The sequence below is a fragment of the Nisaea nitritireducens genome (assembly GCF_014904795.1).
Taxonomy (GTDB): domain Bacteria; phylum Pseudomonadota; class Alphaproteobacteria; order Thalassobaculales; family Thalassobaculaceae; genus Nisaea; species Nisaea nitritireducens.
In genome coordinates this window covers 105,727-132,725 of the sequence record NZ_JACZFS010000036.1, presented here as the reverse complement: position 1 = coordinate 132,725, position 26,999 = coordinate 105,727, and the positions used below count along the sequence as shown (strand labels likewise).

Genomic DNA, 26,999 nt, shown 5'->3' with positions numbered 1-26,999 from the left:
GTGAACCCAGAAGAGTTTGCAGCACGCGCCGGCGTTTCACGTGAAACGCTGGAGCGGCTTAAGATCTACGCAGCAATGGTCGAGCGTTATCAGCGGGCCATCAATCTCGTATCCAAAAATACGCTCAGCGATATCTGGCGGCGGCACTTTCTGGATTCCGCACAGGTCTTTCCTGAATTACCCGAAAACCACAATCGTGTTCTCGACCTCGGAAGCGGGGCCGGCTTCCCCGGGATGGTCCTGGCGATCATGGGCGCACGGGATGTGCATCTGTGTGAATCCGATCAGCGAAAATCGGTCTTTCTGCGGGAAGTGGCGCGGGCCTGCGGAGCCCAGGCGACGGTTCACTCTTGTAGGATTGAGGAACTCGAGCCACTAGATGTAGATGTAGTCACGGCGCGTGCTCTTGCGACTGTCGACGTATTACTCGACTACTCCAAGCCACACCTCAAGGAGGACGGGCGTTGCCTCTTCCTGAAGGGTAGGGCTGTCCAGAAGGAATTGACTACTGCACGGGAAAGGTGGAATATGGCTGAAACCCTCACCCCGAGCTGGTCGGACCCCGAGGGATGTCTCTTGCGCTTGGAGGGCATATCATATGTCAGAAGCAATGGTGCTGAGGGGTGATGCAGCCGTAGCGCCCCGGATTTTGGCGGTTGTTAATCAAAAAGGTGGGGTTGGCAAGACCACGACAGCCATCAACCTCGCGACCGCGCTTGCGGCCTGTCAGAAAAAGGTCCTGGTGATCGACCTCGATCCGCAGGGCAATGCGAGCACCGGACTCGGCGTCCCGCGCAATAATCGTGAGAATGACTCCTACTCGGTCCTGATTGGCGCTTCGCCGATTTCCGAAGCGATCACGGAAACCGATGTTCCCCGACTTTCCATTGTTCCGTCCTCCGTCCACCTGTCCGGCGCGGAGATCGAACTGGTCACCATGGAAGATCGTGAGTTCCGCCTCCGCGAAGCTCTGGTCCGGCATCTCGCCGCCGGTCGGAACACTTATGATTATATCCTGATCGACTGCCCGCCCTCGCTTGGGCTGCTGACCCTGAACGCGCTGGTCGCGGCCGACGCGGTGCTGGTGCCGCTGCAATGCGAGTTCTATGCGCTGGAAGGTCTCAGCCAGCTGATGCGGACCATCGAGCGGATCCGTCAGGCTTTCAATCCGGACCTGGAAATCCAGGGCGTGGTGCTGACCATGTTCGATCGCCGCAACAATCTCTCCCTTGCGGTCGCAGAGGATGTGCGGGAGCATTTCGGGGACAAGGTTTACCGGACGGTGATCCCGCGCAACGTGCGGATCTCGGAAGCCCCGTCTCATGGGCTGCCGGTGATTGTCTATGATATGCGCTGCACCGGCTCGCAGGCCTATATCCATCTGGCCAGCGAAGTGATGAAGCGCGAAAGGAGCATTGCCGCGTGAGTACGGAAGAGGGCAGCGCAAAGAAACGCCGCCTCGGACGGGGGCTTGCCTCTCTGCTTGGCGAGGACGGTTCGGAGACCGGCTCGGTCGACCGGATGCAGCAAAGCCGGACGGTGCCGATTGAGCATGTCCATCCGGGCCGTTTCCAGCCACGCCGCATTTTCAACGAAGACGAGCTCGAGGCGCTTGCCGAGAGCATTCGCGAGAAGGGTGTCATCCAGCCGATCCTGCTGCGGCGGGATCCGGACCGGGACGGCACGTTCGAGATCATCGCTGGCGAACGCCGCTGGCGGGCGGCCCAGCGTGCGCAGCTCCATGAGATCCCGGCTCAGATCCGCGAGTTCGATGACCGCGAAGCGCTCGAGATCGCGATCATCGAGAATGTGCAGCGCGAGGATCTCAGCCCATTGGAAGAGGCGGAGGGCTACCAACGCCTCGTGGACGGCCATGGCCACTCCCAGTCCGATGTGGCGCAAGCCGTTGGAAAGAGCCGGAGTCACGTCGCTAACATGATGCGTCTCCTGGCACTACCGGCTGAGGTCAGAACGCATCTCGAAGATGGGGATATTTCGGCTGGTCATGCCCGGGCTCTGCTGACGGCGGAGCATCCGGCGGCACTGGTTTCCGAAGTTGTCCGGCGTCATCTCAATGTGCGCGAGACCGAGCGTCTGGTGCAGAAAGAGAAGCAGCCTTCCTCACCCTCGGCGTCGCGTCGGCCCCGGCAGAAAAAATCGGCAGAGAAAGACGCGGATACCAGGGCGCTTGAAAAGGATCTTTCGGACACGCTCGGGCTGCATGTGGAAATCGCCGCGGGCGTCGACGGTCAGTCGGGCGCGGTGATGATCCGGTATGAGTCCCTGGAGCAACTGGACTCGCTGCTAGCGATCATGAGCGCGCCAAGGACGGTGTCGGCCGACATGAGTGCGCCGGCCATGTCCGGATTTCTGGCGGACGTTCCGGACTACGATGAAGAGCCGGCGGACGAGATTGCCGGTGCGGATGGCAATTCGATCGACTTCAGCGACCCGATGGAAGAGGGCGATACGGCGAAACCGGCCTGAACCGGTTTATCGCGACCCTCTAGGACGCCCTCTGGCGGCACTGTAAGCAAGTCCCAGCAGGGTCTGCCCCGCAACAGAGAGATCCGGCGTTCCTGTGGACTTACAGAGCGTTTCAGCCTCGGAAAGCCTGGTCAAAGCGAGACGAAGCCGCTGAATTGGCCAGGATCTGAGCTGAGCCATGAAGGCAGGCTTCACGGCGAAGAATAATGGCGGCCTTAACTTCTGCACGGCCTGGTCTGCACTGTCGCCGGCGGCGATATGCGACGCGGCCCGATGCAGGCGCTGAAAATGCCGGATCGCCGCTCTGAGGACACCGACCGGATTAAGTCCGTCCGCATAGCCACGCCGGAGCAGGCGGTCGGCGGCTGTTATATCGCCGCTGGCCACCGCGATCGCAATCTGGTCAAGGGCGAGGGCGCTGCTGTCCCCGACCATGCTCTGCGTATCCTTGAGGCTCGCTTCGCCACCTTTGCCGACATAGAGCGCAAGCTTCTCAAGCTCAGATCGCGTGACCCGCCGATCACCGCCCAGATGCTCCATCATGTAGGCATGGGCATCCGGCGTGGCCCGGACCTCGAAAGAGCCGAGTGTTTCCCGGATCACCGCGTCCAGTCCTGCACCGCTGTCGAGATAGCAGGGGATGGCGGCCGCGCTCTTGCTTGTCTCGAAAAGTTTGCGGAGCTTCGAGCGGGCTTCAAGGGCGCCGGCCTCGATGATGATCATGCTATCGCCGGTCTCGGCGTTCAGTGCCAGCTCCGCAGCGGCGGTCACCGTATCGGTTGCGCCGCGCAAGCGAACGAGACGACGACCACCGGTCAGTGAAATCGCTGCGGCCTCATCGGCAACGCGGCTTGGCTCGTCTTTCAGAACTTCCGGCGTAAGATCCGCGACCTGAAACGGGTCCGACAGATCCTCGACGATAGTTTTGGCAATTTTATCAGAGACTTCGCGAACCTGTCCGCCATCGGCGCCATAGATCAGAACGGCCCCGACACTGTCCGGCGGGCGGCGGATGAAACCAGCAATCTCGTTGGATTTCAGCTTCATCGCTTATCCGGTCAGGTGCCGCGAATGCGGTTGAAATAGAGACCGAGCCGAAGCCGGATATCTTCGCCGATTTCATCAGCGGCCCGGCGCCTAGCATCCTTCTCCGCCGCAAGAATGGCGAAATCGGAATCCACCCGGTTGAAGGTTGTGGTGGACTCAGCCTGGCCACGATTGACCGGCTGGCCATTTGTCAGATCCACCAGTACGAAATCCGCGACAAACCGGACCTTGGAAAAGGTCGAGGTGGAATCCTTCAGGATCACAAGATCAGAGCGATTTTCGGTCAGGCGGACATCAAGCCGGTAACGGGCCCGGGCCGGAACGCCCCGCGGTGTCAGCTTGTCCTGCAGGCTGTTGCGGAGCAACTGGCCGGCGCGGTCGGCGATCGGAGCGATCTTGATGGCGGCCAGGTCGCTCGTCACGCTGCTGTTCGCGTTGCCCGGACTCCGCGTGCCATAAACCGGCTGAAATCCGCAGGCGCCGAGCGTCAGCAGAAGAAGGAGAACGAGAGCTGTTCGCGACCTAGGCAACGATATTCACAATCTTGTTCGGCACCACGATCACGCGGCGCGGCGGTTTACCTTCAAGTATCTTCTGCACATTTTCAACGGCAAGGGCGGCTTCTTCAACCAGTCCCTTGTCGGCGTCGCGCGCCACCTCAATTGTGCCACGCAGTTTGCCGTTCACCTGAACGCCGATGGTCAGCGTGTCGTCGGTGACGAGGGCTTCATTGAAGTTCGGCCAGGGCCGGTCCGTCAGCATGCCTTCACCGCCGAGTTGCTGCCAGAGTTCCTCGGCAATGTGCGGCACCATCGGCTCGATCAGCCGGACCAGCGTTTCGTAACCGAAGCGCCGCGCCCAGGCTGAGCCGTCATCGTCGCCATCGAGCTCTGCAAGGCTGTTGCTGAGTTCGCGGACCTGAGCGACCGCAGTGTTGAAGCGAAACCGTTCCACGGCCTCTTCAATTGCCTTGATCGCTTTATGTGTCGCGCGCTCAGCCGCTTCCGCAGCCTTGCCGATATCGGCCGGCCGGGCTGTGCCATGCGGAGCGAAGGGTTTCGCGGGCTCGGTGATCAAGCGCCAGAGGCGGCTGAGATAACGCCAGGCGCCGTCTACGCCGGACTCCGTCCATTCCAGATCCCGTTCGGGCGGGGAGTCCGAAAGCATGAACAGGCGAGCCGTGTCTGCGCCGTAGGATCCGATGATGTTTTCCGGATCGACCACGTTGCGCTTCGACTTGCTCATTTTCTCGATGCGGCCGGTCTTGACCGGCGCACCGTCTTTGATCGTGACGTAGTTGTCACCTTCCTTGCGGACCTCGGTCGGGAACAGCCAGGCGCCGTTCTGATCCTTGAAGGTCTCGTGGCAGACCATGCCCTGGGTCATCAGGCCGGCGAACGGCTCGTCGAGATCCAGATAACCGCACTTGTTGAGCGCGCGGGTAAAGAAGCGGGAATAGAGCAGATGCAGGACCGCATGCTCGATGCCGCCGATATACTGATCCACCGGAAGCCAATACTCGGCCGCTTCCTTGGAGAAGGCATTTTCGGCTTTGGCATCCGCGAAACGGGCGAAGTACCAGGAGGATTCAAAGAAGGTATCGAATGTGTCGGTCTCGCGCTCGGCCTTGCCGCCGCAGCTCGGGCAGGTGACATGCTTCCAGGTCGGATGCCGGTCCAGCGGATTGCCGGTACCCTCGAAATCGACATCTTCCGGCAGCTCCACCGGCAGGTCGGCTTCCGGAACGGGAACCTCGCCACAATCCGGGCAATGGATGAAAGGAACCGGACAGCCCCAATAGCGCTGACGGGATACGCCCCAGTCGCGCAGACGGTAGGTCGTGGTTTTCTCACCCTGTCCGGCACCTTGCAGGCGCTCGGCAACTGTTGATTTGGCGTCTTCGACGGACAAACCATCCAGGAAGTCCGAATTGTAGATCTTGCCGGGGCCGGTATAGGCTTCGGTGCCGACTTCGAAACTGTCGGCATCGGCTTCCGGCGGCAGAACCACGGGGGTCACCGGCAGATCGTATTTCCGGGCAAAATCCAGATCGCGCTGATCGTGCGCCGGGCAGCCGAAGATGGCGCCGGTGCCGTATTCCATGAGCACGAAATTCGCGACATAGATCGGCAGCTCCCAGCTGTCGTCCAGCGGATGCGTGACCTTGAGGCCGGTATCGAAGCCTTTCTTCTCGGCGGTTTCGATCTCGGTCTCGCTGGTGCCCATGCGGTTGCATTCGGCGATGAACTCGGCCAGGGCGGGATTGTTTTCGGCAACCTTCGCCGCGATCGGATGATTGGCCGCGATCGCACAGAAGGAGGCGCCGTACAGCGTATCCGGCCGGGTGGTGAAGACCTCAAGCTTGTCGTCCGCATTCTTCAGTTTGAAGAAGACACGGGCGCCTTCGGATTTGCCAATCCAGTTATGCTGCATCAGTGTGACCCGGTCCGGCCAGCGGTCCAGGCCTTCAAGGGCCTGCAGCAGGTCCTCGGCATATTCCGTGATTTTCAGGAACCATTGGGACAGCAGGCGTTTTTCGACAGGCGCGCCGGAGCGCCAGCCCATGCCGTCGATCACCTGCTCGTTCGCCAGTACGGTGTTTTCGACCGGATCCCAGTTGACCCAGCTTTCCTTCTTGTAGGCGAGGCCAGCCTTGTAGAAGTCGATGAACATCTTCTGTTCATGCTGGTAATAGTCCGGATCGCAGGTCGCGATCTCACGGCGCCAGTCGTAGGACAGACCCATGGTCTTCAGCTGGTCACGCATCGAAGCGATGTTCTCATGCGTCCATTTCGCCGGATGAACGCCACGCTCGAAGGCGGCGTTTTCCGCCGGCAGGCCGAAGGCATCCCAGCCCATCGGGTGCAGAACGTTGAAGCCTTTGGCTTTCTTGTAGCGGGCAACCAGATCGCCGAGCGTGTAATTCCGGACATGTCCCATATGGATGCGCCCCGACGGGTAGGGGAACATCTCAAGCACATAATACTTCGGCTTGGCCGGGTCTTCCGTCACTTCGAAGCAGCGGTTCTCTTCCCAGGCACGCTGCCATTTGGTTTCGGTTTCACGGAAATTATAACGGGACATCGCTTGGCCTTAGTCGGTGGCGCTCTGCGCCTGGTCTTCTGTGATGGTCCGGCCTGTATCGGGGCCGGTGCCAAAATGCATCTGGACGAGAGAGGGTCAGTTCTTGGTGGAACCGATGCGCAATTGCCGCGCCCGCGTCAAAATCGCGTCCTCGAGGTCTCTGTGCAGCTTTTCTTCTATGCCCAGATCCTGCCACTGGCCGGATGCCGCGAGCTTCTGCTTGAAGACCTTTGCCCTTATGCCGTCGGACCGCAATGCGCGGTCGAGGATGAAGATATTGATCTTGAAGCGTTCGCTCGGCGTGTCTGGCGGCGAATACCAATCGGTGATGATGACGCCGCCGAACGGATCTGCCGAGGCCAGAGGCATGAAGGAGATCGTGTCGAGAGAGGCGCGCCAGAGGTAGCTGTTGACGGCAATGCCGGAGCCGACAGAAGCCTGCTGGTCGTCCACATCGCTCCCGAGCAGCGTGAAGCCGTCCTCGCCAAAGATCTTTTCTTCTTTCTCGTAGGTCGGTTTTCCTCCGGCACCGGAGCGCGGATACTCATACTCGATATCAGCACCTGAACATGCCGTAAGGGATGCCACCCCAAGCAGCGCCAGCAGGCGCAGGCTCTTGTTTAGCTCCAGAAGACCCGGAATTTTCATATCAGCCAAGACTCGCACTCGCGTTTCGATACGGACGAGACGCCTTTTACCGTTTCTCTTGCCCGTGAACAACTTGACATATGATCACGCCGGTTCTGCATGCAAGAATCCCGATAAATACAAGCGCAGCCACCGATTTGTGGCATTTTCGCCACATTGAGACACATTTGCATAAATGCCCGGTCTGTCTTTCTTGACGGTCATATGGCGAGAGAATAGTGATGCTGTGACGTGAGGTTAGGGGGTTAGGCAGATTGTCTGCAAACAACTTACCACGTTACTTAACCGATGACTCTCGGGAGTAGGGGAAAAGATGAAAAAGATTCTTCTCGGAACGACTGCGATTGTTGCCGCTGGCATGATCGCTGCACCGTCCGTCGACGCTGCTGAAAAGCTTAAAGTGTCTGTCGGTGGTTACATGGAACAGTGGTTCGGCTATACGACTGCTGACGATCAAAGCTCTGCTGATTATCAGGGCTTCGCTATCGTCTCTGATGCGGAAATCCACTTCAAGGGCATGACCACCCTCGACAACGGCATCTCTGTCGGCGTCAATGTCCAGCTCGAAGCCAACACCAATGGCGCCAATCAGGGCAACGACCAGATTGATGAATCCTACCTGATCGTCAAAGGCAACTTTGGTGAGATCAACCTGGGTTCTGAAAACTCCGCGCTTTACAAGATGAACTACGGTCCGTCTGACTACGGTATCGGCATCAACTCCGGTGACCAGACCGCGTGGGTTCCGAACTCGGTCGGTGCTTCCGGCGGCTTCTTCCGCAGCCCGTTCGGTTCCACCAACGTTGAGCCGGGCCGCACAAACGACTCCGAAAAGCTGACCTACTATACGCCGCGTATCGAAGGCTTCCAGCTCGGTGTGTCCTACATTCCGGAATCCGGCCAGGATGACAACGGTACCGTTGATCGCACCACCGAAGTGTCCGATGGTTATGCCATCGCTGCCAACTTCAAGCGCGACTTCGACGGCTTCAACCTCGGCCTGTCCGCTGGTTACGGTGCTTTCACCGACGGTGTGGCTGGCAATGAAGATCCGGCTGCTTATTCCTTCGGTGCTACCGCTGGTTTCGGCGGTTTCTCCCTCGGTGCCGCTTATGCTGCCAGCGAAGGCACCACGTCCGGTGACGAAGAAACCGGTTACGCTCTCGGTGCTGCTTATGCGACCGGTCCGTGGGGCGTCAGCCTGAACTACTTCCATGGCGAAAGCGATGCGATCAACACCGGTGGCGTGATCACCAACGACGGCGAGCACAACACCTACTCCCTGAACGGCAAGTACGCTCTGGGCCCGGGTGTCACCGCAGCCGCCACTCTCGGTTATACCGAGCTGACCACCGACAACACCGCGTCGGTTGGCAACAGCGAAACCGACGGCACCTATTTCGTCGTCGGCATGAAAGTGTCCTTCTAATCCAAACGGGTTAGGGACTATGGGAAGGGGCCGCCTCGCGCGGCCCCTTTTCTTTTGCTTATCTCTTCAGTAAGCGGCTTGCCCTCTGGAACTCACAACGTCCTTGTTATACAGATCACCTACCAACCGGTATCTGGGGGCAAGACGGTGCAGTTCGAGACTTTCTTCAAGAAAATCACACGCGATCAGTTCCTGAAAGACTACTGGGACAAGGCCTACTATTTCGAGCAGGGGGCCTTCGATCCCGTCAGCGATCTGTTCAACTGGGATCAGATGAACGATCTGGTCAATCGCTCCAAGCTCTGGCACGCCAACTATATGGAGATGGCAGTTGACGGAAACGTCCTGCCGTCCGAGCAGTATTGCCGTCCGGGGCTCGACCGGAAGGGCATGAACGTGCTGGTTCCAGACCCGGAGCGCGTCCGCTTCCTGATGTCGAAGGGTGCCAGTCTGGTTCTCGACTATATCGAGGGCATTCATCCCTCTATCCAGGACGCCACACGCTTTATCGAGCGCCTGACGGGAACACATGTTTCCTGCAACGCGTACTGTTCCTGGAAGAGCGTTCAGGCCTATCACTCACATTTTGACACGATGTGCGTGTTCGCGGTCCAGGTTGAGGGTGAGAAGACCTGGAACATCTATCGCGGCCGCGTGAACGAAGCGATCGACGTCCCGCAAGTACGTCCGGGCGATTTTTCCCGCGAGCAGCATGATCGGCAAAAGGGCGAAATCATGCAGCAGATCGTGATGCGCCCGGGCGATGTACTCTATCTTCCGCGCGGCCTCTATCACGATGCAATGACCACCGATACAGCCTCGCTGCATCTGTCTTTCGGCGCGACCTATGTCGATGGCCACACCTCGCTCTCGATGCTTGCGCCCTTCCTGCATCAGGATGAGTTTTTCCGGAAACGAATCCCACATTTTGATGATGGGACAGACATGGAAGACTACATAACCGAGCTTGGAAAACGGGTTGCCAATCATATGGCCCGTCCCGAGTTTCACAGCCATGTTCGCAGCGTCCTGATGAGCAAAGTCGCTGACAAAGTTGTCCGGCATACGCTGCCTGACCGCACACCCGACATCAATTTCATGGTGACCCGCCGCCCGCTGAAACTGGCCCGCCGTGGTCAGGCTGCGACGCTTACCGGGGAAGGCTTTACGCTCGATATCACCAAGGACGATTTCGCGGTTGCCGACTATATCGTGAAGTCAGAGGAGTTTTGGCTTTCGGATCTGCGTGCGAAATTCCCCGAGCGCGCCGCGCACCTCGAGCCTTTGCTCAAAGCGCTGGACCAGAGTCGCGTGATCTGGCGCCTGCGCGGATGAGCTGGGCTGGCAAGACTTCATGAGCGGCATCCTCTGGCTCGCATCCTTTCCAAAGTCCGGCAACACCTGGCTCCGGGTCTTTATCGAGAACCTGTTCCGCAACAGTGCGGAGCCGGTCTCGATCAATGAGCTCGGCGTGGTCCGCTACGGCGATATGATGGGGCCGCTCTACGAGAAGATCGCCGGAAAGCCGCTACAGGAAATGAGCGATGCCGAGCTGCATGCATTGCGCGAGCCCCTGCAAAAGCAATGGGCGCAGGAAGCACAGACGACCATCGTGAAGACCCACAATGCGCTTGCAATGCATGAGGGGCGGCCGCTCATCTATCTCGAATGCACGGCGGGCGCGGCCTATGTCGTGCGTAATGTGTTCGATGTGACGGTTTCCTATGCGGATCACTATCGGCTCACGCTTGACGATGCGGTCGAGGCAATGACCTCGGGGTTGCAGACCACGCGGACCAGTCCGGCGGCGGTCTTTCAGGTCCTTGGTACCTGGACAGACCATTACCGCAGCTGGCACGCGGTGGAGAACTTCAATCCGCTGACGCTGAGATACGAGGACATGGTCAAGAGCCCGATGAAGGCCTTTGGCTCTTTCATGCGTTATCTAGGAGTGCCGAAAAACCCCGAACGGCTGAAGCGGGCGATCAAGAACAGCAGTTTCAGGGTGGTCTCCGGTCAGGAAAAACAGAGCGGCTTCCGCGAACGCGTGCATCAATCGCAGAAATTCTTCCGCTCGGGCGGGGTTGGCGGGTATCGGGACCTTTTGAGCGACGATCATGTAAAACGCCTGACGGAGCGGCATTATGATCTGCTTCTGGAGCTGGGTTATGTTTTCAAATCCGGGAAACCCCGTGTCTGAGCCAATGAGTGCCTGCAATCATGTCCATGCAGCTATCTGACTTCGATCCGATCCGCAAACTCGCGAGTGCAGGCCGTTGGCGCGAGGCGCGGGAGCGCTATGCCCGGATACTCCGTAAGGCCGGCAGCGATTGGCGGCCATATTATATGGCCGGCATGATCGAGGCTTCCGGCGGTGATTTCGATCGGGCGGCCAAGGCGCTGGAGAAAGCCCGCGCGCAGGCGCCGTCGGAGCCTCAGATAATCATCAATCTGGCTCAGGTTCAGCTTCATCGCGGATTGCCCACGGAAGCGCTGGAGTTGCTTGGTCCTTTTGCGGGCCGCTTCGCGGATAATCCCGCGGTCCAGAAGCTTTACGGAACCGCGTTGCTGGAAATGGGTCGGCATGATGAAGCGGCTCCGGCTCTGGAAATTGCGCTGCGCCAAGGGGACGACCCGGCGGTGTTGAACAATCTTGCCCTGATCTATCGCGGCCAGGGTGATTTGCATCGGGCGGCGGTTGCCTTGGAACGGGCGATGCTGGGTGATGACAGCATTGAGATTCAAGGCAATCTGGCGGGCATTTATGTCGCGACCGGGCGTTTTGACGAGGCCCGAGCACTGTTTGACAGGCTGGCGGAGAGCGGTGCCTCGGACCCGCGTGCCTTGCGGGCACTCGCAGTCTATTCTCGCGATACGGGGCATGCGGATCGAGGGGTCCGGCTAGCCACCCGTGCCTTGATCTTCGATCCGTCTCAGGTTGCGTCCTATACAATGCTGGCGGAGCTTTTGGACCGGACGTCGGCAATGGAAGCCGCGCTGTCGGTTGCCCGTCGGGGATTGTGGCTGGAGCCAGGAAAACAGTATCTCGTGGCGCTTGAGGGCCGGGCGCTGAGGCGTCTCAAACGCTTTGATGAAGCAACTTCCTGTCTGCGGGAGGCACTTGAGGGGGCTGTGCCGGGTCCGGATATGCATCGCCTCGGTTTCGAGCTTGCGCAGTCCCTCGACTCCCAAGGGCACTACGCCGACGCTTTTACCTGGTTCGAGAGCGCAAACCGGACCCAGATGAAAGAGTTTCGAGGGGGACTTGTCGATCCCGAGCGGGCCTTCGCCGAGGTTGAGACTCTCACGTCGGCATTCAAAAACGCACCGTCCTGGGCCGACAATGGTCCGCAAGGCAAGGTGGGTGAGACAGATCCCGTATTTCTTGTCGGCTTTCCGCGCTCCGGAACCACCCTTCTCGACCAGGTCCTTGATGCGCACCCTGGAGTGCAGGTGCTCGAGGAGCGCCCGCTTATCTCCGGGCTCTCTGCCCGGTTGGCAGTGACGGCAGGATATCCGAGTGCGCTGGAAAGCCTTCCGGAAGACGTGCGTGCGGAAATGCGGGCCGCGTATTTCGCAGAACGGGACCGGTTTCTGGTGCCGTCTGAAGGTGCTGTCTATATCGACAAGATGCCGCTCAATATTGTGCACGCAGGCTTGATTATGAGGATCTTTCCGAAGGCGCGGTTTATCCTCGCTCTCCGGCATCCGTGCGATGTCTGCCTCAGTTGCCTGATGCAGAATTTCAATCTGAACCATTCCATGGCGGTTTTCTGCTCATTGCCGGATACAGCCCGTTTCTATCGTGAGGTTTTCGGTCTCTGGCGGCTTTATGTGGAGCACCTGAAGCCCGGCATAGTGACGGTGAAATATGAGGACATGACCCGTGATCTTCAGGCTGCGGCCGAGCCGGTGTTGCGATTTCTCGGTTTGGATTGGGATGATCGGATGATGGGGTTCCATGAACATGCGCGTCGGCGCGGACACATCGCGACGCCTAGCTATGCGCAGGTGACACAGCCGCTCTATGGTCATGCGGTCGCGCGGTGGAAGCGTTATGGCCCGGCCATGGAAGTGGTTGCCGAGGAACTCCGACCAGAAATAAAAGCGTTCGGATATGGGGACGAGAGTAATGGAACAGCAGATGGCTGAGGCGGGTGCGACGGTTGATGTCGGGGCCAATCTCCGGGCTGTGAAGGCACAGATCGAGGCTGCTGAAAAGGCAGCTGGCCGGGCACCCGGAGATGTCACGCTGGTCGCTGTTGGCAAGGTGCAGCCGGTGGAGAAGGTCGAGGCGGCCCTCGTGGAAGGGCAGCGTATTTTCGGCGAGAACCGGGTGCAGGAAGCGCAGGGAAAATGGCCGGAGCTGAAGGCCCGCTATCCTGACGTGACGTTGCATCTGATCGGCCCGCTGCAGACCAACAAGGCGGCGGACGCCATTGCGCTCTTTGATGTGATCGAGACGGTCGACCGGCCCAAACTGGCCCGGGTTCTGGCTGCGGAAATGAAAAAGCAGGGCCGGACGCTGGAGTGTTTCGTGCAGGTTAATACCGGCGAGGAAGACCAGAAAGCAGGCGTCCTGCCGGGCGATGCGGATGCGTTCATCGAGGCGTGCCGGGACGAGCATGGCCTGAACGTCGTCGGCCTGATGTGTATTCCCCCGGCGGATGACGAGCCGGCGCTCCATTTCGCCTTGTTGCGTGAAATTGCCCTGCGCCATGGGCTGGAAAAGCTCAGCATGGGTATGAGCGGGGACTATGAGGTTGCGATCGAGTTCGGCGCGACCCACGTCCGCGTCGGCACGGCTATCTTCGGTGACAGGCTGAAGCCCGCCGGTTAAGACGGCCCGCTTTTGTCAGCAAGCTCTGGCGGTACAACAACGGTGCCGTTGCCCCCGGCCTGCTCCAGGACCCGCAGCAGATCGGGAAGGGCCAATGCGATGCAGCCTTCCGTTCCGGAATAGTCCGGCCGGGCCACATGCATGAAAATCGCGCTGCCGCGGCCTGGAGTTGGCGGCGAATCATTGTATCCCAGCTCTACGACCACATCGTAGACCGCATCCTCGCGCTTCAGGCATTCATGAGAGTGCGGATAAGGCAGTTTGACCAGCCGGTTGTACTGTTCCGGGTCAGCCGGATCGTCGCTCCAGCCATGATCCTCTTCGATCGGGATCGCATCCGGGCATCCGGGAATATGCTCCAGGCGATCTGCCCGGTAGAAAATCCGCCGAAAGGGAAATTGCCCGATCGGCGTTGCGCCATCACCCTCGCGCTTGTCTTCGCGGACGCCGCCTTTGCCGATAGCGCAGGTCAAGGCATGTCCATCCAGCACGATGCTATGGGAGCCGTTTTGCTCACGGCGGAGGATGAGATCCAAAGGGGGACGGTCCAAGGGGGCACTCCTGTCAGACGCCGGAAAGTGGCGTCTGATGGGGTTTACCCGACGCCGCTACCACTGACTTTCATGGTTCCATATTTATCGAGCGCCTTCATCATCCAATCCGCCAACCCGGCACGCTGAGAGGGGTCGATCGGCAGAGCGGGTTCGCTCGCCGGAGCCTGGGCGCCGCGGGTTTTCAGGCCGGGCTGCACCAGCATCGGCAAGGCTGGACCACGCCGCCGTGTTGCAGTCTTCGCCTGGCTGCTGCGGATCAGGGCATCGAGGCCCCCTCCGGAAACTGACTGGATGCCGGGGCTGGCCTCGGCAGCGGGCTGCGTGATCACGCCACTGGTCCAGTCCACCGAACCGCTGCCGGGCGTCGGCGCTGTAAGGGCACTTGCCCGGGCGTAGGCGGCCATGGCCTCGGGCGTCATGGCGGCATCCGTACTGGCGGTCTGTACGCCGGCAACAGCAAAACTGCGTTGATCGGCAGCCGGTGTGATCGCGCCATCGGTCGGGGTGGGTACCGGTGACGGAGATGATGTCTGCGGCGCTTCAGCCAGCAGCGTCTCTTCTGCCGGGAGGGCATTGGCATTCGCTGGCGTGGTTCCGGCCCCCTTAAGCTCAGCAATCATCGTCGCACCGATATCGGAGCCGCCCTCCGCCTCAAACATCACGTTTGCGACGCCGGCCACCAGGCCTGCGGGTCCGCCATAAAGTGCGCTTCCAGCGGTACGAGCCGCAGGCGCAATCGTGTCGCCGGTGAATTCCCGATAGAGGGTGGAAATAAATGGCAGGTGCTGCAGCGGATTTACGATATCTACGAAATCGTCGAAACCGAAACCGTCAGGACCCCAGCCGCCATCATCGGCTTCGGAGGCGACCTGAGCCGGCTTGTACATATCCTCTTTAAGGTCCAATTCTCCGCTCGGGGAGGATTGTGACCACCAGGCCGGTTGTGCTGCCGTTTGACTGACATCCATCGCGAAGGCTCCTTTGCCCCGCTTTGATGCAAGCCGCGTACCACTGACAGGTGGCGTTGTAAAAACCCGGTTTTCCTAGAAAAGATGGCCTGTGCGGTTCGCTTTGGTCCGCAGGTACTCTTCGTTGTGGGTATTGGACGGGAAAATATGAGCTACCCGTTCGACCACATTGACCCCGGAGCTCCGGAGCTGGGCAATCTTTTCCGGATTGTTCGTCATCAGCCTGACAGCATTGACGCCGAGCTGGTGCAGCATTTCGGCGGCGGTCAGATAGACCCGCTCGTCCGCTTCGAAGCCAAGTTGCTCATTGGCATCGACAGTATCGCTGCCGAGATCCTGAAGTTGATAGGCTCGGAGCTTGTTGATCAGACCGATATCCCGGCCTTCCTGGGCCAGATAGAGCAGAACTCCGGACCCGTGCTTGCCAATCTCCCGGAGGGCGCCCCGGAGCTGGTCGCCACAGTCGCAACGCAGGCTGCCGAGCAGATCACCGGTCAGGCATTCGGAATGCAGGCGGACCAGAACCGGCTGGCTGACATCCAGCTCTCCGACAACGATTGCCAGATGTTCCTCACCACCGTCAGCAGGACGGAATGCAACGATGCGCGATTGCTCGGCATCCGCCAGGGGTACCCGCGCAGAGGCAACCCTGGTGAGGCGCCGCGCGCTTTCCGCGACGTAATCTTCGGTGTCCGAAACACTGACTGACAGGAGGCCCTGCCCATGCGCCCAGGATTCGGCGTCGGCGACTTTCACATCGGTCAGCCTGGCCACAACGACAGACGGCAGAAGCCGAGCCCATTTTGCGAGCTGTACCGCCGCCGGCCCCAGCCGGCCAGAGCGCACCGGGACCACGGTAAGGCCGCGACCGAGCGCACCGAACTTCTCCGGCTCAAACAGCGGATCGGCGATCTGCCGGATCAGGGCGGCATCGGCGCCTCTGGGGAGGGCCATGCTCGAATAGGCAGGAAGCTCCGGGTTTCCGGTGATATCGCGTGCCCGGTTCTTCGGCACGATGACCGACGGCAGGCTGCCGGCGAGCCGGATCATTGTACCAAGCCCGCTCTCGTTTGCCATTTCTGCGGCAAGGACCAGCAGCACGCTTTCCTCGGCCGAACCGTGTAGCAGGATCAGGCCGCCACGGCGCAGCTCGGAGATCGCCCGGTCAACATGGGTCTGGGTCGGTGAGCCTGCGGGCGCGCCGGCACCTTGATTTGGGAGTGTATCTGTCATGGACCGCATCATCTTCCGACCGCGCCGGAGGTCAAGCACCTTGAACCGGCTTTGTCCCTCCCGCACTGTTACAGGAGATGTGCACAGATGGACCGGGACATGACTCTTTTCAATTCCTATGACCGCGCCGGGCTCGACCGCGAATACGACAATCGTGCGAAAGTCGCCAACAGTGCTGAGATTTCAGCACGTTGGGAAGCGGCTGGCGCCGATGTGCGGAAACAGTTCTCGGTCGATCTCGACCAGCCTTACGGCGATCATCCACGCCAGTGCGTCGATGTTTTTCCTGCCGGGAAACGGGACGCGCCGGTACTGATCTTCATTCACGGCGGCTATTGGCACATGCGCGACAAGTCGATCGCGCATTTTCTGGCACCGACTTTCATCGCGGCGGACATCAATTTCGTCTCTGTCGGCTACCGGCTTTGCCCGGAGGTGAGGGTGGCGGATATCGCCGATGACATTCGCGCGGCGATTGCCTGGGTGAAGGACAATGCAACCCGCTTCGGCGGCAATCCAAACCGCCTCTATCTCGCGGGCCATTCGGCGGGCGGTCATCTCTCGGCCCTTATGGGTGGCCCGGCGGGAGTCGCGGCAGGCACGTTGAAGGGCATTTGCTCTGTCAGCGGCCTGCATGATCTGGAGCCGATCCGGCTCTGTTATCTGAACGACGCACTTTCTCTCACTGAAAGTGATGTGAGCGCATTGTCGCCGATCCGGCTGGTGCGTAACGCGAATGCTGCCGGGCTGCGCTTGCCGCCTCATCTGCTTACGGTCGGTGGGCTCGAGGGGCCGGAATATCTGCGCCAGCGGGACGAGCTTGCGGCTGCGTTGAGGGAGAAACGGCAGCCGGTCGAGTGTATCGATTTGCCAGATCGCGATCATTTTACCGCACTTGAAGCGTTCGGCGATCCGCACCACCCGCTCTGCCTGGCCATGCTCCGGCTGATTCTGGCACCGGCTTTTTGAGGGGCGGACGACGATGTTCGATCAGGTTCTGGTGGCGCGTCTCGGCGAGACGGAAATTGCCCGGGCGCCGGAGCGGGACACCGTGACAGTCGAGGGAAGTGTCTATTTTCCGCCGGATTCCGTACGTTTCGAGCTGCTGCGGGAGACCGGTACGCGGACGCGGTGTCCCTGGCGCGGCGAGGCGATCTACTATGATGTCATCGATGGAGCGCGCATTTTCTCGGACGCGGGCTGGTCCTATCCGCAGCCTGGCCGCAAGGCAAAGCGCATTGCCGGCTATGTCAGTTTCTGGAAAGAGGTCGAAACAGGGCCGGTTTAAGCCTCTGGTATTCGACACTCTTTCTCCTTAAGTGTGGTTTGGTACATACGCAACGGGTCGTGGCTGGTGATGGTGAACGGTAAGAAAGTCCTGTTGGTCGAGGATGACGAAGCGCTTCGGGTGACGTTGAGCGAGCAGCTGGAGCTGCACGAGGAATTCGTGGTCAGCGCTGTTGAAAACGGCGCCGCGGCACTGGAAGCGGTCAAGTCGGCGCATTTCGACCTGATCCTGCTTGATGTCGGCCTCCCGGATATGGACGGGCGCGATGTTTGCCGGCTGATCCGGCGTAACGGCGTCAAATCGCCAGTCGTCATGTTGACGGCCCAGGACGGCGATGCGGACACCATTCTCGGTCTCGATGCCGGGGCGAACGACTATGTCACCAAGCCGTTCAAGATTGCCGTGCTGCTGGCCCGCATGCGGGCGCATTTGCGGCAGCATGAGCAGAGTGACGACGCGCTTTTTACGATCGGTCCGTACAGTTTTCGGCCGAGCGCCAAGCTGCTGCTCGACGAGGCCCGGAACAAGAAGGTCCGGTTGACGGAAAAGGAAACCGCGATCCTCAAGTATCTCTATCGGACCGGCGGACGCATGGTGAAGCGTGAGACACTGTTGAACGAGGTCTGGGGCTACAATGCCGGTGTCACCACGCATACGCTGGAAACCCACGTTTACCGGCTGCGGCAAAAGATCGAGATCGATCCGTCTAATGCGCAAATCCTGGTGACGGATCCAGGCGGCTACAGACTGGTCCCCTGACTGCGCTTGAGGCCAAATAGAGGCTTGTACCGAATTAATCTTTTCACGCTGGCCCGGCTCATGCAGACTTGCCGCTCTGATATATCCGGCTTTGAATTGTGGGTTAGGAACTGTTGTGTCGCCGGGAGCCGATTTTTTTGTCCGGATCTGGGGCGCCCGTGGAAGCATTGCCTGCCCGGGACCTGAATTCGTGCGCTATGGTGGAAACACCGCCTGTCTTGAAATTCGTTGTGGCGGTCGGGTCTTTATACTCGATGCCGGCACGGGCCTCCGCAATCTTGGCATGATGCTGGATAAGTCCGGTCCGGTGGACGCGGATATTCTCTTCACCCACTCCCATCTCGACCATATCGGCGGTCTGCCTTTCTTCACGTCCGCTTTCAAGAAGGGCAATGTCTTTCGCATCTGGTCCGGGCATCTGGGCGGCCGGGCGAGCATGCGCGATGTAATTGCGCGACTGATGTCTTCCCCGCTGTTTCCGGTGCCGCTAGAGATCTTTCAGTCGGAGTTGGAGTTCAACGATTTTACCCCTGGCGATACGTTGACGTTCGGGCCGGATATCTCCGTACGGACAGCGCCGCTCAATCATCCGCAGGGTGCTGTCGGATATCGCTTCGATTTTGGCGGCAAGTCGATCTGCTACATCACCGACACCGAACATCGCCCCGGTGAACTCGACCAGAATATCCTGGGGCTGGTCCGGGATGCGGATGTGATGATCTACGACGCCTGCTACACGGATGAGGAATTCCCAAAATTCGTCGGCTGGGGTCACTCAACCTGGCAGGAGGGGGTCCGCATGGCCGATGCAGCCGGGGTCAAACAGCTCGTTCTCTTCCATCATGACCCCAGTCACACGGACGAGAAAATGGACGAGATAGTCCGTCAGGCTGAAGAGCATCGCCCCGGGACCGTAGCGGCCTCCGAAGGCCTGACGATTACTCCCTGATATGACCAAGTCAAAATCGATTAAATGGAGCCATGCGTGGCGCCGGCTCCATTTGGGCTTAAGTACAATTCTTGGCATAAAACCAAAGGGTTACTTTGTGCCATACCGGTATGCGGCGACGGTTCCGTCGCGGGGTAGTCGGTACGACTGGCTTGAGGAGCGCTTCGGCACGGATGCGCTACCGGCGTTTTCCGAAATGCTTGCCGATATTGAACGCTACCGGGATGCGCTACAGGCGATAGGTGACCAGGAACCACCGGAGCCGCGCTGGCGTCAGGACTGGTTTCCGGGGCTCGACGGTGCGGCTGCCTACACCTTCGTGCGCGAACGTCGCCCGGCCTGCATTCTCGAGATCGGCTCGGGCCACAGCACCCGCTTCCTTGCTCGCGCCGTCCGCGATGGCGTCCTTGAAACCGAGATCACCTGCGTCGATCCGGCACCGCGCGCCAGTCTTGCCGGGACGGGTGTGCGCTTTCTCGAGCATACGATCCAGGATGTTCCGCGTGAGAGCCTGCCGGATCTCGGTCCTGGTGACGTGCTGTTTCTGGATTCAAGCCATCTGGCTCTGCCGGGCTCCGACGTCGATCTGGTGCTGAACCATCTGCTGCCGACCTTGCCCGCGGGATTGCTGGTTCACATCCACGACATTGTGCTGCCCGACCCCTATCCGGAAGCCTGGGACTGGCGAGTCTATAACGAGCAATTGCTGGTGGCGGCTCTGTTGAGCGGTGGCGGGTTTCGGCCGGTTTTCTCAAGTCACTACGCCCGGACACGCATGCTCGGCCGTGATGGCGCCCCTGAGCTCGCCTGGCTGCCGCTCCAAGCGGGCGCGCTGGAGACGAGCCTCTGGCTTGAGAAGCAATAGCCCGCGCTGCGGGGTGCTGTCGGTCTGTCGGGTCATTTTAAGGGATGGCTGGGGCGGCAGGATTCGAACCTGCGCATGGCGATACCAAAAACCGCTGCCTTACCGCTTGGCTACGCCCCAATCGGGCGCGAACATAATCAGAAACCCAAATCCATGCAACTGCTTCGGCGCTGCTCCCTTAACATCTTGATCCGAAAGAGCTAGACTCCTCTGATTAATTTGCTTTTTGGGGATGAGGATCGTCATGTCCAAACCTGTCCTGCCGTGGAGCCTGAAGGGCGTGTCGCCCGAAGCGCGGGAAATCGCGAAAAAGGCAGCGGCCCAGCAAGGCATGACCATCGGAGAATGGGTCAGCCGGGCAATCCGGGATGTTGGCCCGGATCAAGGCTCAGACGCCGCACCGGAGATTGTGCCGGCTGCTGACGAAGTCTCCCTATCAGGTTCTGCGGAAATGGATGCCGAGGCCGTGCGCGAAGCAGTACGAGCCAAGGTCTATGATTCTGAAGAGCGCGTCGCGCATATGGTCGGCCCATTGCAGGATATTATCGAACGGCTTTCCCGGCGCCTGACGCGTATCGAGGAGAAAGTTGAGGACGGCCCGGCGCCTCAGGTCGAGCAACAGGCAGAGCAGGCTGATCCGCGCCGCCTGGATGGCTGGTAGCTCGCACTCCCGCCCAATGTATGTCCGGTCGGAAGTGTCGGTCATATTCGGGCCTTCGCACAACCCGTAGTACATGGAAACCCTTGCCTTACCGGGTAACCTTTGGTATTTTTCCGATCCTTTGGTGACCATGTCGGTGGCCCGGCCTCCGAAACAAGATAAAGGCAGGGTGTCGGTTGTCAGGTAAATCCCCCTGGAGCGTAAAAGGTATCTCGGCGGAAGACCGCGAGGTTGCGAAGATCGCGGCCCGTAAAGCGGGCGTGCCGATCGGTGTCTGGCTGAGTGAGCAGATTCGCCTCGCCTCCGAAGAAGCGCCTGCGCCAGATCACGCAGCCGAACAGGCTCGCTCCGATGACGATCATCAGCAGACGCAGGCACCGAGGCAGCACGAACAGTCCCCGCAGGATCGTCACCCCGGGGAGCATCCATCTCAGGACCGGCGGCGCAGTGGATCGGTCGATCCACGCTTTGCGTTCGGACGCGGGCAATGGAGCGTTGCCGAAGATGCGGTCGACAAGGGGATGGTCGCCAATGCATCCGCTGGCTATCCATGGCAGTTCCGCAATGCCCAGCATCCGCCGCAGACAGTTGCTGCGCCGCCGATGCCGGCAGCACCGGTAGCCGCGCCCCCTGTCCCCGCACATGCCGGTTATCCGCCGCCGATGCCGCAACCACAGCAAATGCCAGTACCCGCCCCTCAGCCGGCCGGCTTGTCTCGCGAAGAGGCAGAGGCGATGGAAAAGCGTGTCGATTCCCTTGAGGGCCGGCTCCGTGACCTGCAACAGCGGATCAACGCAGTCGAAGACAAGACGCTTGCCCGTTTCGAGCCTGTCCTTGCCAAGATCGAGGCCCTTACCGCCGAGATTGACCGGATCGATGCCAAGCCTGCGATGATTGCGGAGGGCGAGGCGTCTTTTTCAACGGCGCCCATAGAACGCGCTGTGATGCGCTTGTCGGAACGGTTGGGCCGGGTCGAGCAAACCGTCCTGCCCGGCTCCCGGCGTGGCCGTGGTTTCTTCTCCCGCCTCTTCCGTCGTGGGTAGCGCTACCTGCCGGAACTGTATAAATTGAATAAAAGCGATAGGTTAGGCGGGTCGGGACGGACCACTACTCGGGCTGTTTTCCGTGAACCCGCACATCCCGCACCGTGAGGCCAGCAACGTGAGGAGTGCCGGTGGTTCGTAAGCCGACAACATGGAGCATCAAGGGGATCGAGGAAGATACCCGTGATATCGCTCGTGCTGCGGCTGAACGGGATGAACAGACCATTGGCTCCTGGATCGATTACGCGATCCGTGTTCATGGCGGACAGCGACCGCGTGAAACCGGCACTGACGACGAGGCGGTCACAAAAGCCGCGCCGACAGACACAGTAAGCCAGAATGCGAGTACCCAGCCGTCTGCGCCGGGCCTTACGGACAAGACTGTGCTCGATATCATCGACCGGGAGCTAGACGCATCGACCAGTCGGCTCGATCGGGCCCTGCGCCCGATGGGCCTTGCCCTGCTCGATCTGGCCGAGCGGATGGTATCCGTTGAGCAAAACAAGCTGGATCAGGCACAGATCGGCTCCACACCCGACAGGCATCAGCTTGAAAGTGCCGAGGCCCTTGGGCCGGATGAGATGGCCGACGATGATTTCGGCCCGGAACTGCCACCGCAGGCATTCGATGAAGTGCCCGGTGAGGTTCCTGAAGAGCCGGAACCCGAAAGACAGGACCCGGAAACCTACTCTGCGCCGCCGGAAGAGGATCAGGCGCCGCCTCCACCGTCTCATGATCTTGCTCCCGATTTCGACAGCCTCGATGTGCCGATGCTTCCCACTGAAGAGACGGACCGGGCACGCGAGATAGACCGCCGCTTGCGGGCGCTTGCCGGTGAGGTCGACGCCGTCGATGCGGTAGACACCGAACCGCCGCCGCCGACGGGCGATCTTGGACCGGCGGAAATTGTCATTGAGGCTCCGGCGCCTGAGCCCGAGCTTGAGCTCCCGATGGCGTTCCGCGGGTTGCAACAAAGCAGCTTCGACTCTGATTCCGTTGCAGCGGCCGATGACGTTACGCGGGACGCGCGTCGCCGAAGCCGCCGCAGGCTTCGAAGGTTTTTTCTGGGAACAACCGGACTTGCTGTTGCCTCAGCGGTTGGTCTCTACGTTTTTGCCGGCCAGCTCGGGCTCGGCCAGCTGCGGCAGGACCTGGACAGCCGCCTGAAGCCTGCAGCACATCAGATCGCTGAAGGAACGGCACATCTCTGGGAAGAGACGACGGCACATATTGCTCCGATGATCGAGCAGGCCAAGACAACGTTGTTTGGAGCCGATCAGCCGGAGGTTCCTGCGCCGGAAAAGGCCATGGACGATGTGGTTGAAGCAATTCCTCCCGTTGAGCCTGCGCAGCCCGATCAACCCGCCAGCGGGGAGATCTCCGGCGCATCCGAGAACACCGGTCAGAAGGCGGATTCTGCGCCGTCCAGCGACGACATGGATGCAGCGCAAATCGCGGAACCGGCACCAGTGGAGCCAGAAACGGCCGCGTTGGCGCCGGTTGAAGAGACCGCACCACCACCCGCGGTTGGGATCGCTCCAACCCCGGCGCCAAGCGAACTGCCGGTACCGGTGCCCGACGCGGCACCCGCGCCAAAAGTTTCCGAGGCGCCGCCGCCCGCTCCCGCATTACCGGCCCCGCCCGCGCGTGAGCCGGTCGATACGGGGGCATCCGCGCCGTCTGAAAGCGGGTTGCAGCAAGGAGAGCGGCAATCCCTTGAGCAGCGTGCCGATGCCGGCGACGCAAAGGCTCAGCACGATCTTGCCCTGGCCTATCTGACCGGCGCGGCGGGCACGGAAAACCCCGAGCTGGCCGCAGAACTCTTGCGGGAAGCTGCGATCCAGGGCTTGCCTGGCGCGCAGTACAATCTGGCCGTGCTGTATGAAACGGGACAGGGCGTCCGGCAGGACGATGTCCGGGCTCTGCTCTGGTATCATAGCGCCGCCGAGCAAGGGCATCCGAACGCACAGTACAATCTCGGCGTAATGTATGCCGAGGGCCGGGGTATACCGTTGAATTTCGGGGAAGCCGCCCGATGGTTTCAGGCCGCCGCCAAGCAGGGTATGGCACGCGCGCTCTATAATCTTGCCGTGATGACCGACGAGGGTCTCGGCGTGACGCAGGACAAGAAGAAGGCCCTCGAGCTGTTCGGCGCCGCAGCAGAAGCTGGCGACCAGCGGGCCATCGAAATGCTCTCGGGCAGCGGTGAGACGTCAAGCGAAGGCGGGGCAGCCTTGAACGGTGCGGACGGTGTGCGCACGACTGTTGACGCACCGGCTGCCATTGTCGCCGAGATTCAGGGAGAGCTCGCCCGTCTTGGACTTTATTCCGGCAGCATTGACGGACTGATGGGTCCGAAGACCCGGGCGGCGATCCGGGCCTTTGAGCAATCAGCCGGACTGGAAGAAAGCGGTGAGGCGACGGCTGTTCTGCTCGAGACGCTGAAAACGGCCAAGCCTTAGCCGGAAAAAGCCGGAGTCTGCGGAAACAGGGAATCCATTTCCCAGTTCCTGAGTGCGCCCGCATGGAGCCAGTACGCTGGATAGGTTTGCCGGAACCGCTCCGCCGCCCGGTCCCGCTCACTGTCAGTCTCAAAAAGCGCGAAGCAGGTGGCGCCACTGCCGGAAAGACGTGCGCCGAGTGCGCCCGGCAGGTCCGACAATGCGCTCAATACAGGACCTATCTCTGGTGCCACCGCGACAGCGGGCGCTTCGAGATCGTTTCTACCGGTGACGATATCCTCTGCAAGGCTGCGCGGGCCCGAAATGTCCCTGCCGGCTTTCTGCTCCGCGGCCAATGCCCCGAATACGGCTCCGGTGGGGACAGCAACCCCCGGATTGACCAGCAGAGCCGGATAGCGGGCAAACCCGCTTTCTTCAGGATCAAGGGTCGTTCCGGTGCCGCGCATGTACCTGCACCGGGAGTCGAGGCAGACCGGAATATCCGCGCCGAGCCCGGCGGCAATCGCCTGAATGGACGGAGCCATGGTGGTCAGGCCGTGTTCCCTGGCCAGCAGTCGCAGGATCGCTGCCGCGTCGGCCGATCCTCCGCCAAGCCCGGCGGCAACGGGTATGGCCTTGTGCAGCGTGATCGAGAGCGGTGGAACCGGCCCGATCTCTTTGCGGAAGGCCGAGATCGCCTTCAGGACGAGATTGTCCCGGTCCAGGCTTCCGGCAAAGGGGCCGGCTACCGTGAGCTGGTCGGACCCGGTCTCTGACAGCGTGACAGAAAGCCTGTCATGCAGGTCCGCGAAGGCAACCAGGCTGATCAAATCGTGAAAGCCGTCGTCACGCCTGCCCAGAACGGTCAGGCTGAGATTGATCTTGGCGGGAGCAATCAGGGTGGCGGAATAGCCTGTCTCAGCCATTGCTCGACGAGTGTTTGTCCGTTTCCGAAGTTATGCCGTCGCGGAGTTTCCGTTCGAGCTGAGCGGCCAACTCTGGATCCGGGCCCATTTCCAGCGAGCGGCGCCATTGATAGGCGGCCTCGCGGCGGCGTCCAACCTGCCAATAGGCATCGCCGAGATGATCGTTTATGACGGCATCGCCCGGCCGGAGCTGAACGGCGCGTTCAAGGTGGGGGACCGCTTCCTTGTGCTGGCCGGTGCGGTAGAGGACCCAGCCGAGGCTGTCTACGATATAGCCGTCATCCGGGCGCTGCTGGACGGCGCGCTCTATCAGAGTCTGCGCTTCTTTGAGGTTGAGGCCCTGTTCGACCCATGAATAGCCGAGGTAATTCATGACATAGGGCTGCTCCGGCGCGAGCTTCAGGGCAGTCAGAAAATCGGATTCCGCACGCTCCCATTTCTTCGCCCGTTCGAGCGCGATGCCCCGTGTGTAGTAGAGCGTCCAGTCCTGCGTCGCGGCTTGGCCGAGTTTGGCGAAGGCCTCGTCATAGGCTGTAATCGCCGCTTCCCAGTCTTCTCCCGCCCGCAACGTATCGGCCAGGCGGACAAGGATCGTGCCGTTGTCCGGGTAGATCCTTGCCAGCTCCTGCAGGACGGAGAGGGCACTGTCCCGGTCGCCTTCGGCGTCGTAGGCGGAAGCGGACCGGAGGCGGGCCATCATGTGATAGATGGAGTCCTGGCCGATGCCGGCATAGATCTTCAAGGCATCGCCGTGCCGTCCGCGATCGTCGAGGATTTCGCCCACAAGCAGCCGGGCAAGCGGGAAGTCCGGCCGCATATAGAGCGCGAAGCGAGCATAAATCAGCGCGATCTCGCTGCCACGGTCCCGTTGCAGGGCGCTGGCGATATCGAAGAGTGCTTCCGCGACGCCATCGCTGGCGTTTGAGACAAGACCCTTGGCTTCCTGCCCGGCTTCTGCGGCGAACAGTGCCGTTGAAAGAGCCGTCATGTTCTGGTCCGACAGATCGCCGGCCGCCAGAATTTCCCGGGCCATGTCGACGCGGCCCAGTTTCGCGTAATGCAATGCCGCGCCTATCCGCAGACGCGCCGGCGGGCGGTCCATAGCCTTCAGTGCTGCCTTGAAGGCCGTGTCGAGGGCTTCGAAGTCGCCTTTCAGCGCGGCGATGTAACCCGCGTGGAGCTCAGCGAGCAGGCCGAAACCACCCTGTTTCCGGATCCGGTCGAGATTGGCATCGGAGGCCTGCCAATTTCCGGTCCCGGCTTCGACCCAGGCGAGCAATAACGGGCGCAGAATCTGGGTCAGACGGGATTCCGCGAGTGCATCGAGGTGCCGGCGGGCACCATCGTAATCGCTCTGTTTCAGGGCCGTGAGTGCGAGTGCGAGCCGTCCGAAAGCATTCCCGCCCTCACGTTTGACCAACTCTTCCGCCAGGTCCAGGGCTTCGTCCGTCCGCCCGTCCACGACTTTCGCCAGGAAGGTCCGCTGCATCAATCCGGGATTGCCGGGATCGGCCTCAAGCACCGCCGCGAAGTTCTGGGCGGCGGCACTGAGGTCGCTGTTTCGGTAGGCATGCAGGGCGTTCAGATAGTCTCCGGAGACAGTATCGCGGATGGGGACATCAGGCAGCGCACCCGGCCCACCCGACCCCATTCCGGCACAGGCGGAAAGAGACAGAGCCGCCAGAACCGCAAGCGTGGCGGCTCCTTTTCGCGATCCTGATCCAGTCATTCGGTTGCCTCCGTCTCCGGCTTGTCGCCGTTCCGCGTTCGTGTATTC

At 60.7% G+C, this 26,999-nt stretch carries 25 protein-coding genes and 1 tRNA gene; 16 read left to right on the top strand and 10 right to left on the bottom strand.

Translation table 11 applies throughout. The features are described 5' to 3' along the window. The 3 genes from rsmG to IG629_RS12895 are packed head-to-tail and all read left to right on the top strand — an operon-like array spanning position 1 to position 2,487. Positions 1–627 (top strand): 16S rRNA (guanine(527)-N(7))-methyltransferase RsmG, encoded by a 627-nt coding sequence (gene rsmG, locus IG629_RS12905; protein WP_193172344.1) that lies wholly within the window; start codon positions 1–3, stop codon positions 625–627. Beyond that, positions 599–1,426 (top strand): ParA family protein, encoded by an 828-nt coding sequence (locus IG629_RS12900; RefSeq protein ID WP_193172343.1) that lies wholly within the window; start codon positions 599–601, stop codon positions 1,424–1,426. The genes rsmG and IG629_RS12900 overlap by 29 nt, the downstream gene beginning before the upstream one ends. Next, entirely contained in the window at positions 1,423–2,487 is a 1,065-nt protein-coding gene (locus IG629_RS12895) for a ParB/RepB/Spo0J family partition protein (protein ID WP_319025077.1), read from the top strand. Before IG629_RS12900 ends, IG629_RS12895 begins: the two co-directional genes overlap by 4 nt. A 6-nt stretch (positions 2,488–2,493) precedes the next feature. Here the strand turns inward: IG629_RS12895 and holA are convergent, their stop codons facing one another. The 4 genes from holA to IG629_RS12875 form a co-directional block, all read right to left on the bottom strand. Then, positions 2,494–3,534 (bottom strand): DNA polymerase III subunit delta, encoded by a 1,041-nt coding sequence (holA, locus tag IG629_RS12890; protein WP_193172342.1) that lies wholly within the window; start codon positions 3,532–3,534, stop codon positions 2,494–2,496. An 11-nt stretch (positions 3,535–3,545) separates the two neighbouring features. Beyond that, the gene (gene lptE, locus IG629_RS12885; RefSeq protein ID WP_193172341.1) at positions 3,546–3,956 is read right to left on the bottom strand and encodes an LPS assembly lipoprotein LptE; all 411 of its coding nucleotides are present in this window, start codon (positions 3,954–3,956) and stop codon (positions 3,546–3,548) included. A gap of 100 nt (positions 3,957–4,056) precedes the next feature. After that, a complete protein-coding gene (gene leuS / locus IG629_RS12880; RefSeq protein ID WP_193172340.1) occupies positions 4,057–6,618 on the bottom strand; it encodes a leucine--tRNA ligase in 2,562 nt (853 codons plus the stop codon). Positions 6,619–6,714: 96 nt separating this feature from the next. Next, on the bottom strand, positions 6,715–7,266 hold the full coding sequence (locus IG629_RS12875) for a DUF3576 domain-containing protein (RefSeq protein WP_193172392.1): 552 nt from the start codon (positions 7,264–7,266) through the stop codon (positions 6,715–6,717). A gap of 313 nt (positions 7,267–7,579) precedes the next feature. On the opposite strand from IG629_RS12875, the gene IG629_RS12870 reads away from it, so the two are divergent. From IG629_RS12870 to IG629_RS12850, 5 genes are all read left to right on the top strand, one after another. Then, positions 7,580–8,695 (top strand): porin, encoded by a 1,116-nt coding sequence (locus tag IG629_RS12870; protein ID WP_193172339.1) that lies wholly within the window; start codon positions 7,580–7,582, stop codon positions 8,693–8,695. Between the two features lie 147 nt (positions 8,696–8,842). Then, positions 8,843–10,030, top strand: a complete 1,188-nt coding sequence (locus IG629_RS12865; protein ID WP_193172338.1) for a JmjC domain-containing protein — start codon at positions 8,843–8,845, stop codon at positions 10,028–10,030. A 19-nt stretch (positions 10,031–10,049) separates the two neighbouring features. Continuing rightward, positions 10,050–10,895, top strand: coding sequence for a sulfotransferase domain-containing protein (locus tag IG629_RS12860; protein ID WP_193172337.1), 846 nt, complete (start codon positions 10,050–10,052; stop codon positions 10,893–10,895). Between the two features lie 20 nt (positions 10,896–10,915). Beyond that, complete coding sequence (locus IG629_RS12855; RefSeq protein ID WP_193172336.1) at positions 10,916–12,847, top strand: tetratricopeptide repeat-containing sulfotransferase family protein; 1,932 nt, start codon at positions 10,916–10,918, stop codon at positions 12,845–12,847. Then, positions 12,828–13,535, top strand: coding sequence for a YggS family pyridoxal phosphate-dependent enzyme (locus tag IG629_RS12850; protein WP_226886663.1), 708 nt, complete (start codon positions 12,828–12,830; stop codon positions 13,533–13,535). The genes IG629_RS12855 and IG629_RS12850 overlap by 20 nt, the downstream gene beginning before the upstream one ends. Here IG629_RS12850 and IG629_RS12845 read toward each other — a convergent pair. From IG629_RS12845 to ribA, 3 genes are all read right to left on the bottom strand, one after another. After that, positions 13,532–14,071, bottom strand: coding sequence for a L,D-transpeptidase family protein (locus tag IG629_RS12845; protein ID WP_193172335.1), 540 nt, complete (start codon positions 14,069–14,071; stop codon positions 13,532–13,534). The genes IG629_RS12850 and IG629_RS12845 overlap by 4 nt on opposite strands. 59 nt (positions 14,072–14,130) lie before the next feature. Further along, positions 14,131–15,057 carry a hypothetical protein gene (locus IG629_RS12840; RefSeq protein ID WP_193172334.1) on the bottom strand — a complete coding sequence of 309 codons (927 nt, stop codon included), beginning with the start codon at positions 15,055–15,057 and terminating at the stop codon, positions 14,131–14,133. A 75-nt stretch (positions 15,058–15,132) separates the two neighbouring features. Then, the gene (ribA, locus tag IG629_RS12835) at positions 15,133–16,290 is read right to left on the bottom strand and encodes a GTP cyclohydrolase II (RefSeq protein ID WP_226886662.1); all 1,158 of its coding nucleotides are present in this window, start codon (positions 16,288–16,290) and stop codon (positions 15,133–15,135) included. A gap of 99 nt (positions 16,291–16,389) precedes the next feature. Here ribA and IG629_RS12830 point away from each other — a divergent pair, with 99 nt between their 5' ends. The 5 genes from IG629_RS12830 (at position 16,390) to IG629_RS12810 (ending at position 20,151) form a co-directional block, all read left to right on the top strand. After that, complete coding sequence (locus IG629_RS12830; RefSeq protein ID WP_193172332.1) at positions 16,390–17,259, top strand: alpha/beta hydrolase; 870 nt, start codon at positions 16,390–16,392, stop codon at positions 17,257–17,259. Between the two features lie 13 nt (positions 17,260–17,272). Then, complete coding sequence (locus IG629_RS12825; protein WP_193172331.1) at positions 17,273–17,578, top strand: DUF427 domain-containing protein; 306 nt, start codon at positions 17,273–17,275, stop codon at positions 17,576–17,578. A gap of 69 nt (positions 17,579–17,647) precedes the next feature. Then, positions 17,648–18,337 (top strand): response regulator transcription factor, encoded by a 690-nt coding sequence (locus IG629_RS12820; protein ID WP_028466194.1) that lies wholly within the window; start codon positions 17,648–17,650, stop codon positions 18,335–18,337. A gap of 115 nt (positions 18,338–18,452) precedes the next feature. Further along, positions 18,453–19,286: an MBL fold metallo-hydrolase gene (locus IG629_RS12815; protein WP_319025076.1), complete on the top strand. Its 834-nt coding sequence runs from the start codon at positions 18,453–18,455 to the stop codon at positions 19,284–19,286. 97 nt (positions 19,287–19,383) lie between these two features. Beyond that, positions 19,384–20,151 carry a class I SAM-dependent methyltransferase gene (locus IG629_RS12810; protein WP_319025075.1) on the top strand — a complete coding sequence of 256 codons (768 nt, stop codon included), beginning with the start codon at positions 19,384–19,386 and terminating at the stop codon, positions 20,149–20,151. A gap of 45 nt (positions 20,152–20,196) precedes the next feature. Here IG629_RS12810 and IG629_RS12805 read toward each other — a convergent pair. Beyond that, a tRNA-Gln gene (locus IG629_RS12805) sits at positions 20,197–20,271 on the bottom strand. A gap of 124 nt (positions 20,272–20,395) precedes the next feature. Here IG629_RS12805 and IG629_RS12800 point away from each other — a divergent pair. The 3 genes from IG629_RS12800 (at position 20,396) to IG629_RS22955 (ending at position 24,317) form a co-directional block, all read left to right on the top strand. After that, positions 20,396–20,812, top strand: coding sequence for a hypothetical protein (locus tag IG629_RS12800; protein ID WP_193172328.1), 417 nt, complete (start codon positions 20,396–20,398; stop codon positions 20,810–20,812). A 176-nt stretch (positions 20,813–20,988) separates the two neighbouring features. After that, the gene (locus IG629_RS12795; protein WP_193172327.1) at positions 20,989–21,855 is read left to right on the top strand and encodes a hypothetical protein; all 867 of its coding nucleotides are present in this window, start codon (positions 20,989–20,991) and stop codon (positions 21,853–21,855) included. 131 nt (positions 21,856–21,986) lie between these two features. Further along, positions 21,987–24,317 carry a peptidoglycan-binding protein gene (locus IG629_RS22955; RefSeq protein ID WP_193172326.1) on the top strand — a complete coding sequence of 777 codons (2,331 nt, stop codon included), beginning with the start codon at positions 21,987–21,989 and terminating at the stop codon, positions 24,315–24,317. Here IG629_RS22955 and IG629_RS12785 read toward each other — a convergent pair. Further along, positions 24,314–25,222, bottom strand: coding sequence for a 4-(cytidine 5'-diphospho)-2-C-methyl-D-erythritol kinase (locus IG629_RS12785; protein ID WP_193172325.1), 909 nt, complete (start codon positions 25,220–25,222; stop codon positions 24,314–24,316). The genes IG629_RS22955 and IG629_RS12785 overlap by 4 nt on opposite strands. Next, positions 25,215–26,951, bottom strand: a complete 1,737-nt coding sequence (locus IG629_RS12780; RefSeq protein ID WP_193172324.1) for a tetratricopeptide repeat protein — start codon at positions 26,949–26,951, stop codon at positions 25,215–25,217. Before IG629_RS12780 ends, IG629_RS12785 begins: the two co-directional genes overlap by 8 nt. Positions 26,952–26,999 lie beyond the last annotated feature (48 nt).

What these genes read in the sequence shown, in the direction of transcription:
- IG629_RS12900 (WP_193172343.1), top strand. Translation starts at nt 599, where the DNA reads ATGTCAGAAGCAATGGTGCTGAGGGGTGATGCAGCCGTAGCGCCCCGG.
- holA (WP_193172342.1), bottom strand. Translation starts at nt 3,534, where the DNA reads ATGAAGCTGAAATCCAACGAGATTGCTGGTTTCATCCGCCGCCCGCCG.
- leuS (WP_193172340.1), bottom strand. Translation starts at nt 6,618, where the DNA reads ATGTCCCGTTATAATTTCCGTGAAACCGAAACCAAATGGCAGCGTGCC.
- IG629_RS12875 (WP_193172392.1), bottom strand. Translation starts at nt 7,266, where the DNA reads ATGAAAATTCCGGGTCTTCTGGAGCTAAACAAGAGCCTGCGCCTGCTG.
- IG629_RS12870 (WP_193172339.1), top strand. Translation starts at nt 7,580, where the DNA reads ATGAAAAAGATTCTTCTCGGAACGACTGCGATTGTTGCCGCTGGCATG.
- IG629_RS12860 (WP_193172337.1), top strand. Translation starts at nt 10,050, where the DNA reads ATGAGCGGCATCCTCTGGCTCGCATCCTTTCCAAAGTCCGGCAACACC.
- IG629_RS12855 (WP_193172336.1), top strand. Translation starts at nt 10,916, where the DNA reads ATGTCCATGCAGCTATCTGACTTCGATCCGATCCGCAAACTCGCGAGT.
- IG629_RS12850 (WP_226886663.1), top strand. Translation starts at nt 12,828, where the DNA reads ATGGAACAGCAGATGGCTGAGGCGGGTGCGACGGTTGATGTCGGGGCC.
- IG629_RS12840 (WP_193172334.1), bottom strand. Translation starts at nt 15,057, where the DNA reads ATGGATGTCAGTCAAACGGCAGCACAACCGGCCTGGTGGTCACAATCC.
- ribA (WP_226886662.1), bottom strand. Translation starts at nt 16,290, where the DNA reads ATGACAGATACACTCCCAAATCAAGGTGCCGGCGCGCCCGCAGGCTCA.
- IG629_RS12830 (WP_193172332.1), top strand. Translation starts at nt 16,390, where the DNA reads ATGACTCTTTTCAATTCCTATGACCGCGCCGGGCTCGACCGCGAATAC.
- IG629_RS12825 (WP_193172331.1), top strand. Translation starts at nt 17,273, where the DNA reads ATGTTCGATCAGGTTCTGGTGGCGCGTCTCGGCGAGACGGAAATTGCC.
- IG629_RS12820 (WP_028466194.1), top strand. Translation starts at nt 17,648, where the DNA reads ATGGTGAACGGTAAGAAAGTCCTGTTGGTCGAGGATGACGAAGCGCTT.
- IG629_RS12800 (WP_193172328.1), top strand. Translation starts at nt 20,396, where the DNA reads ATGTCCAAACCTGTCCTGCCGTGGAGCCTGAAGGGCGTGTCGCCCGAA.
- IG629_RS12785 (WP_193172325.1), bottom strand. Translation starts at nt 25,222, where the DNA reads ATGGCTGAGACAGGCTATTCCGCCACCCTGATTGCTCCCGCCAAGATC.
- IG629_RS12780 (WP_193172324.1), bottom strand. Translation starts at nt 26,951, where the DNA reads ATGACTGGATCAGGATCGCGAAAAGGAGCCGCCACGCTTGCGGTTCTG.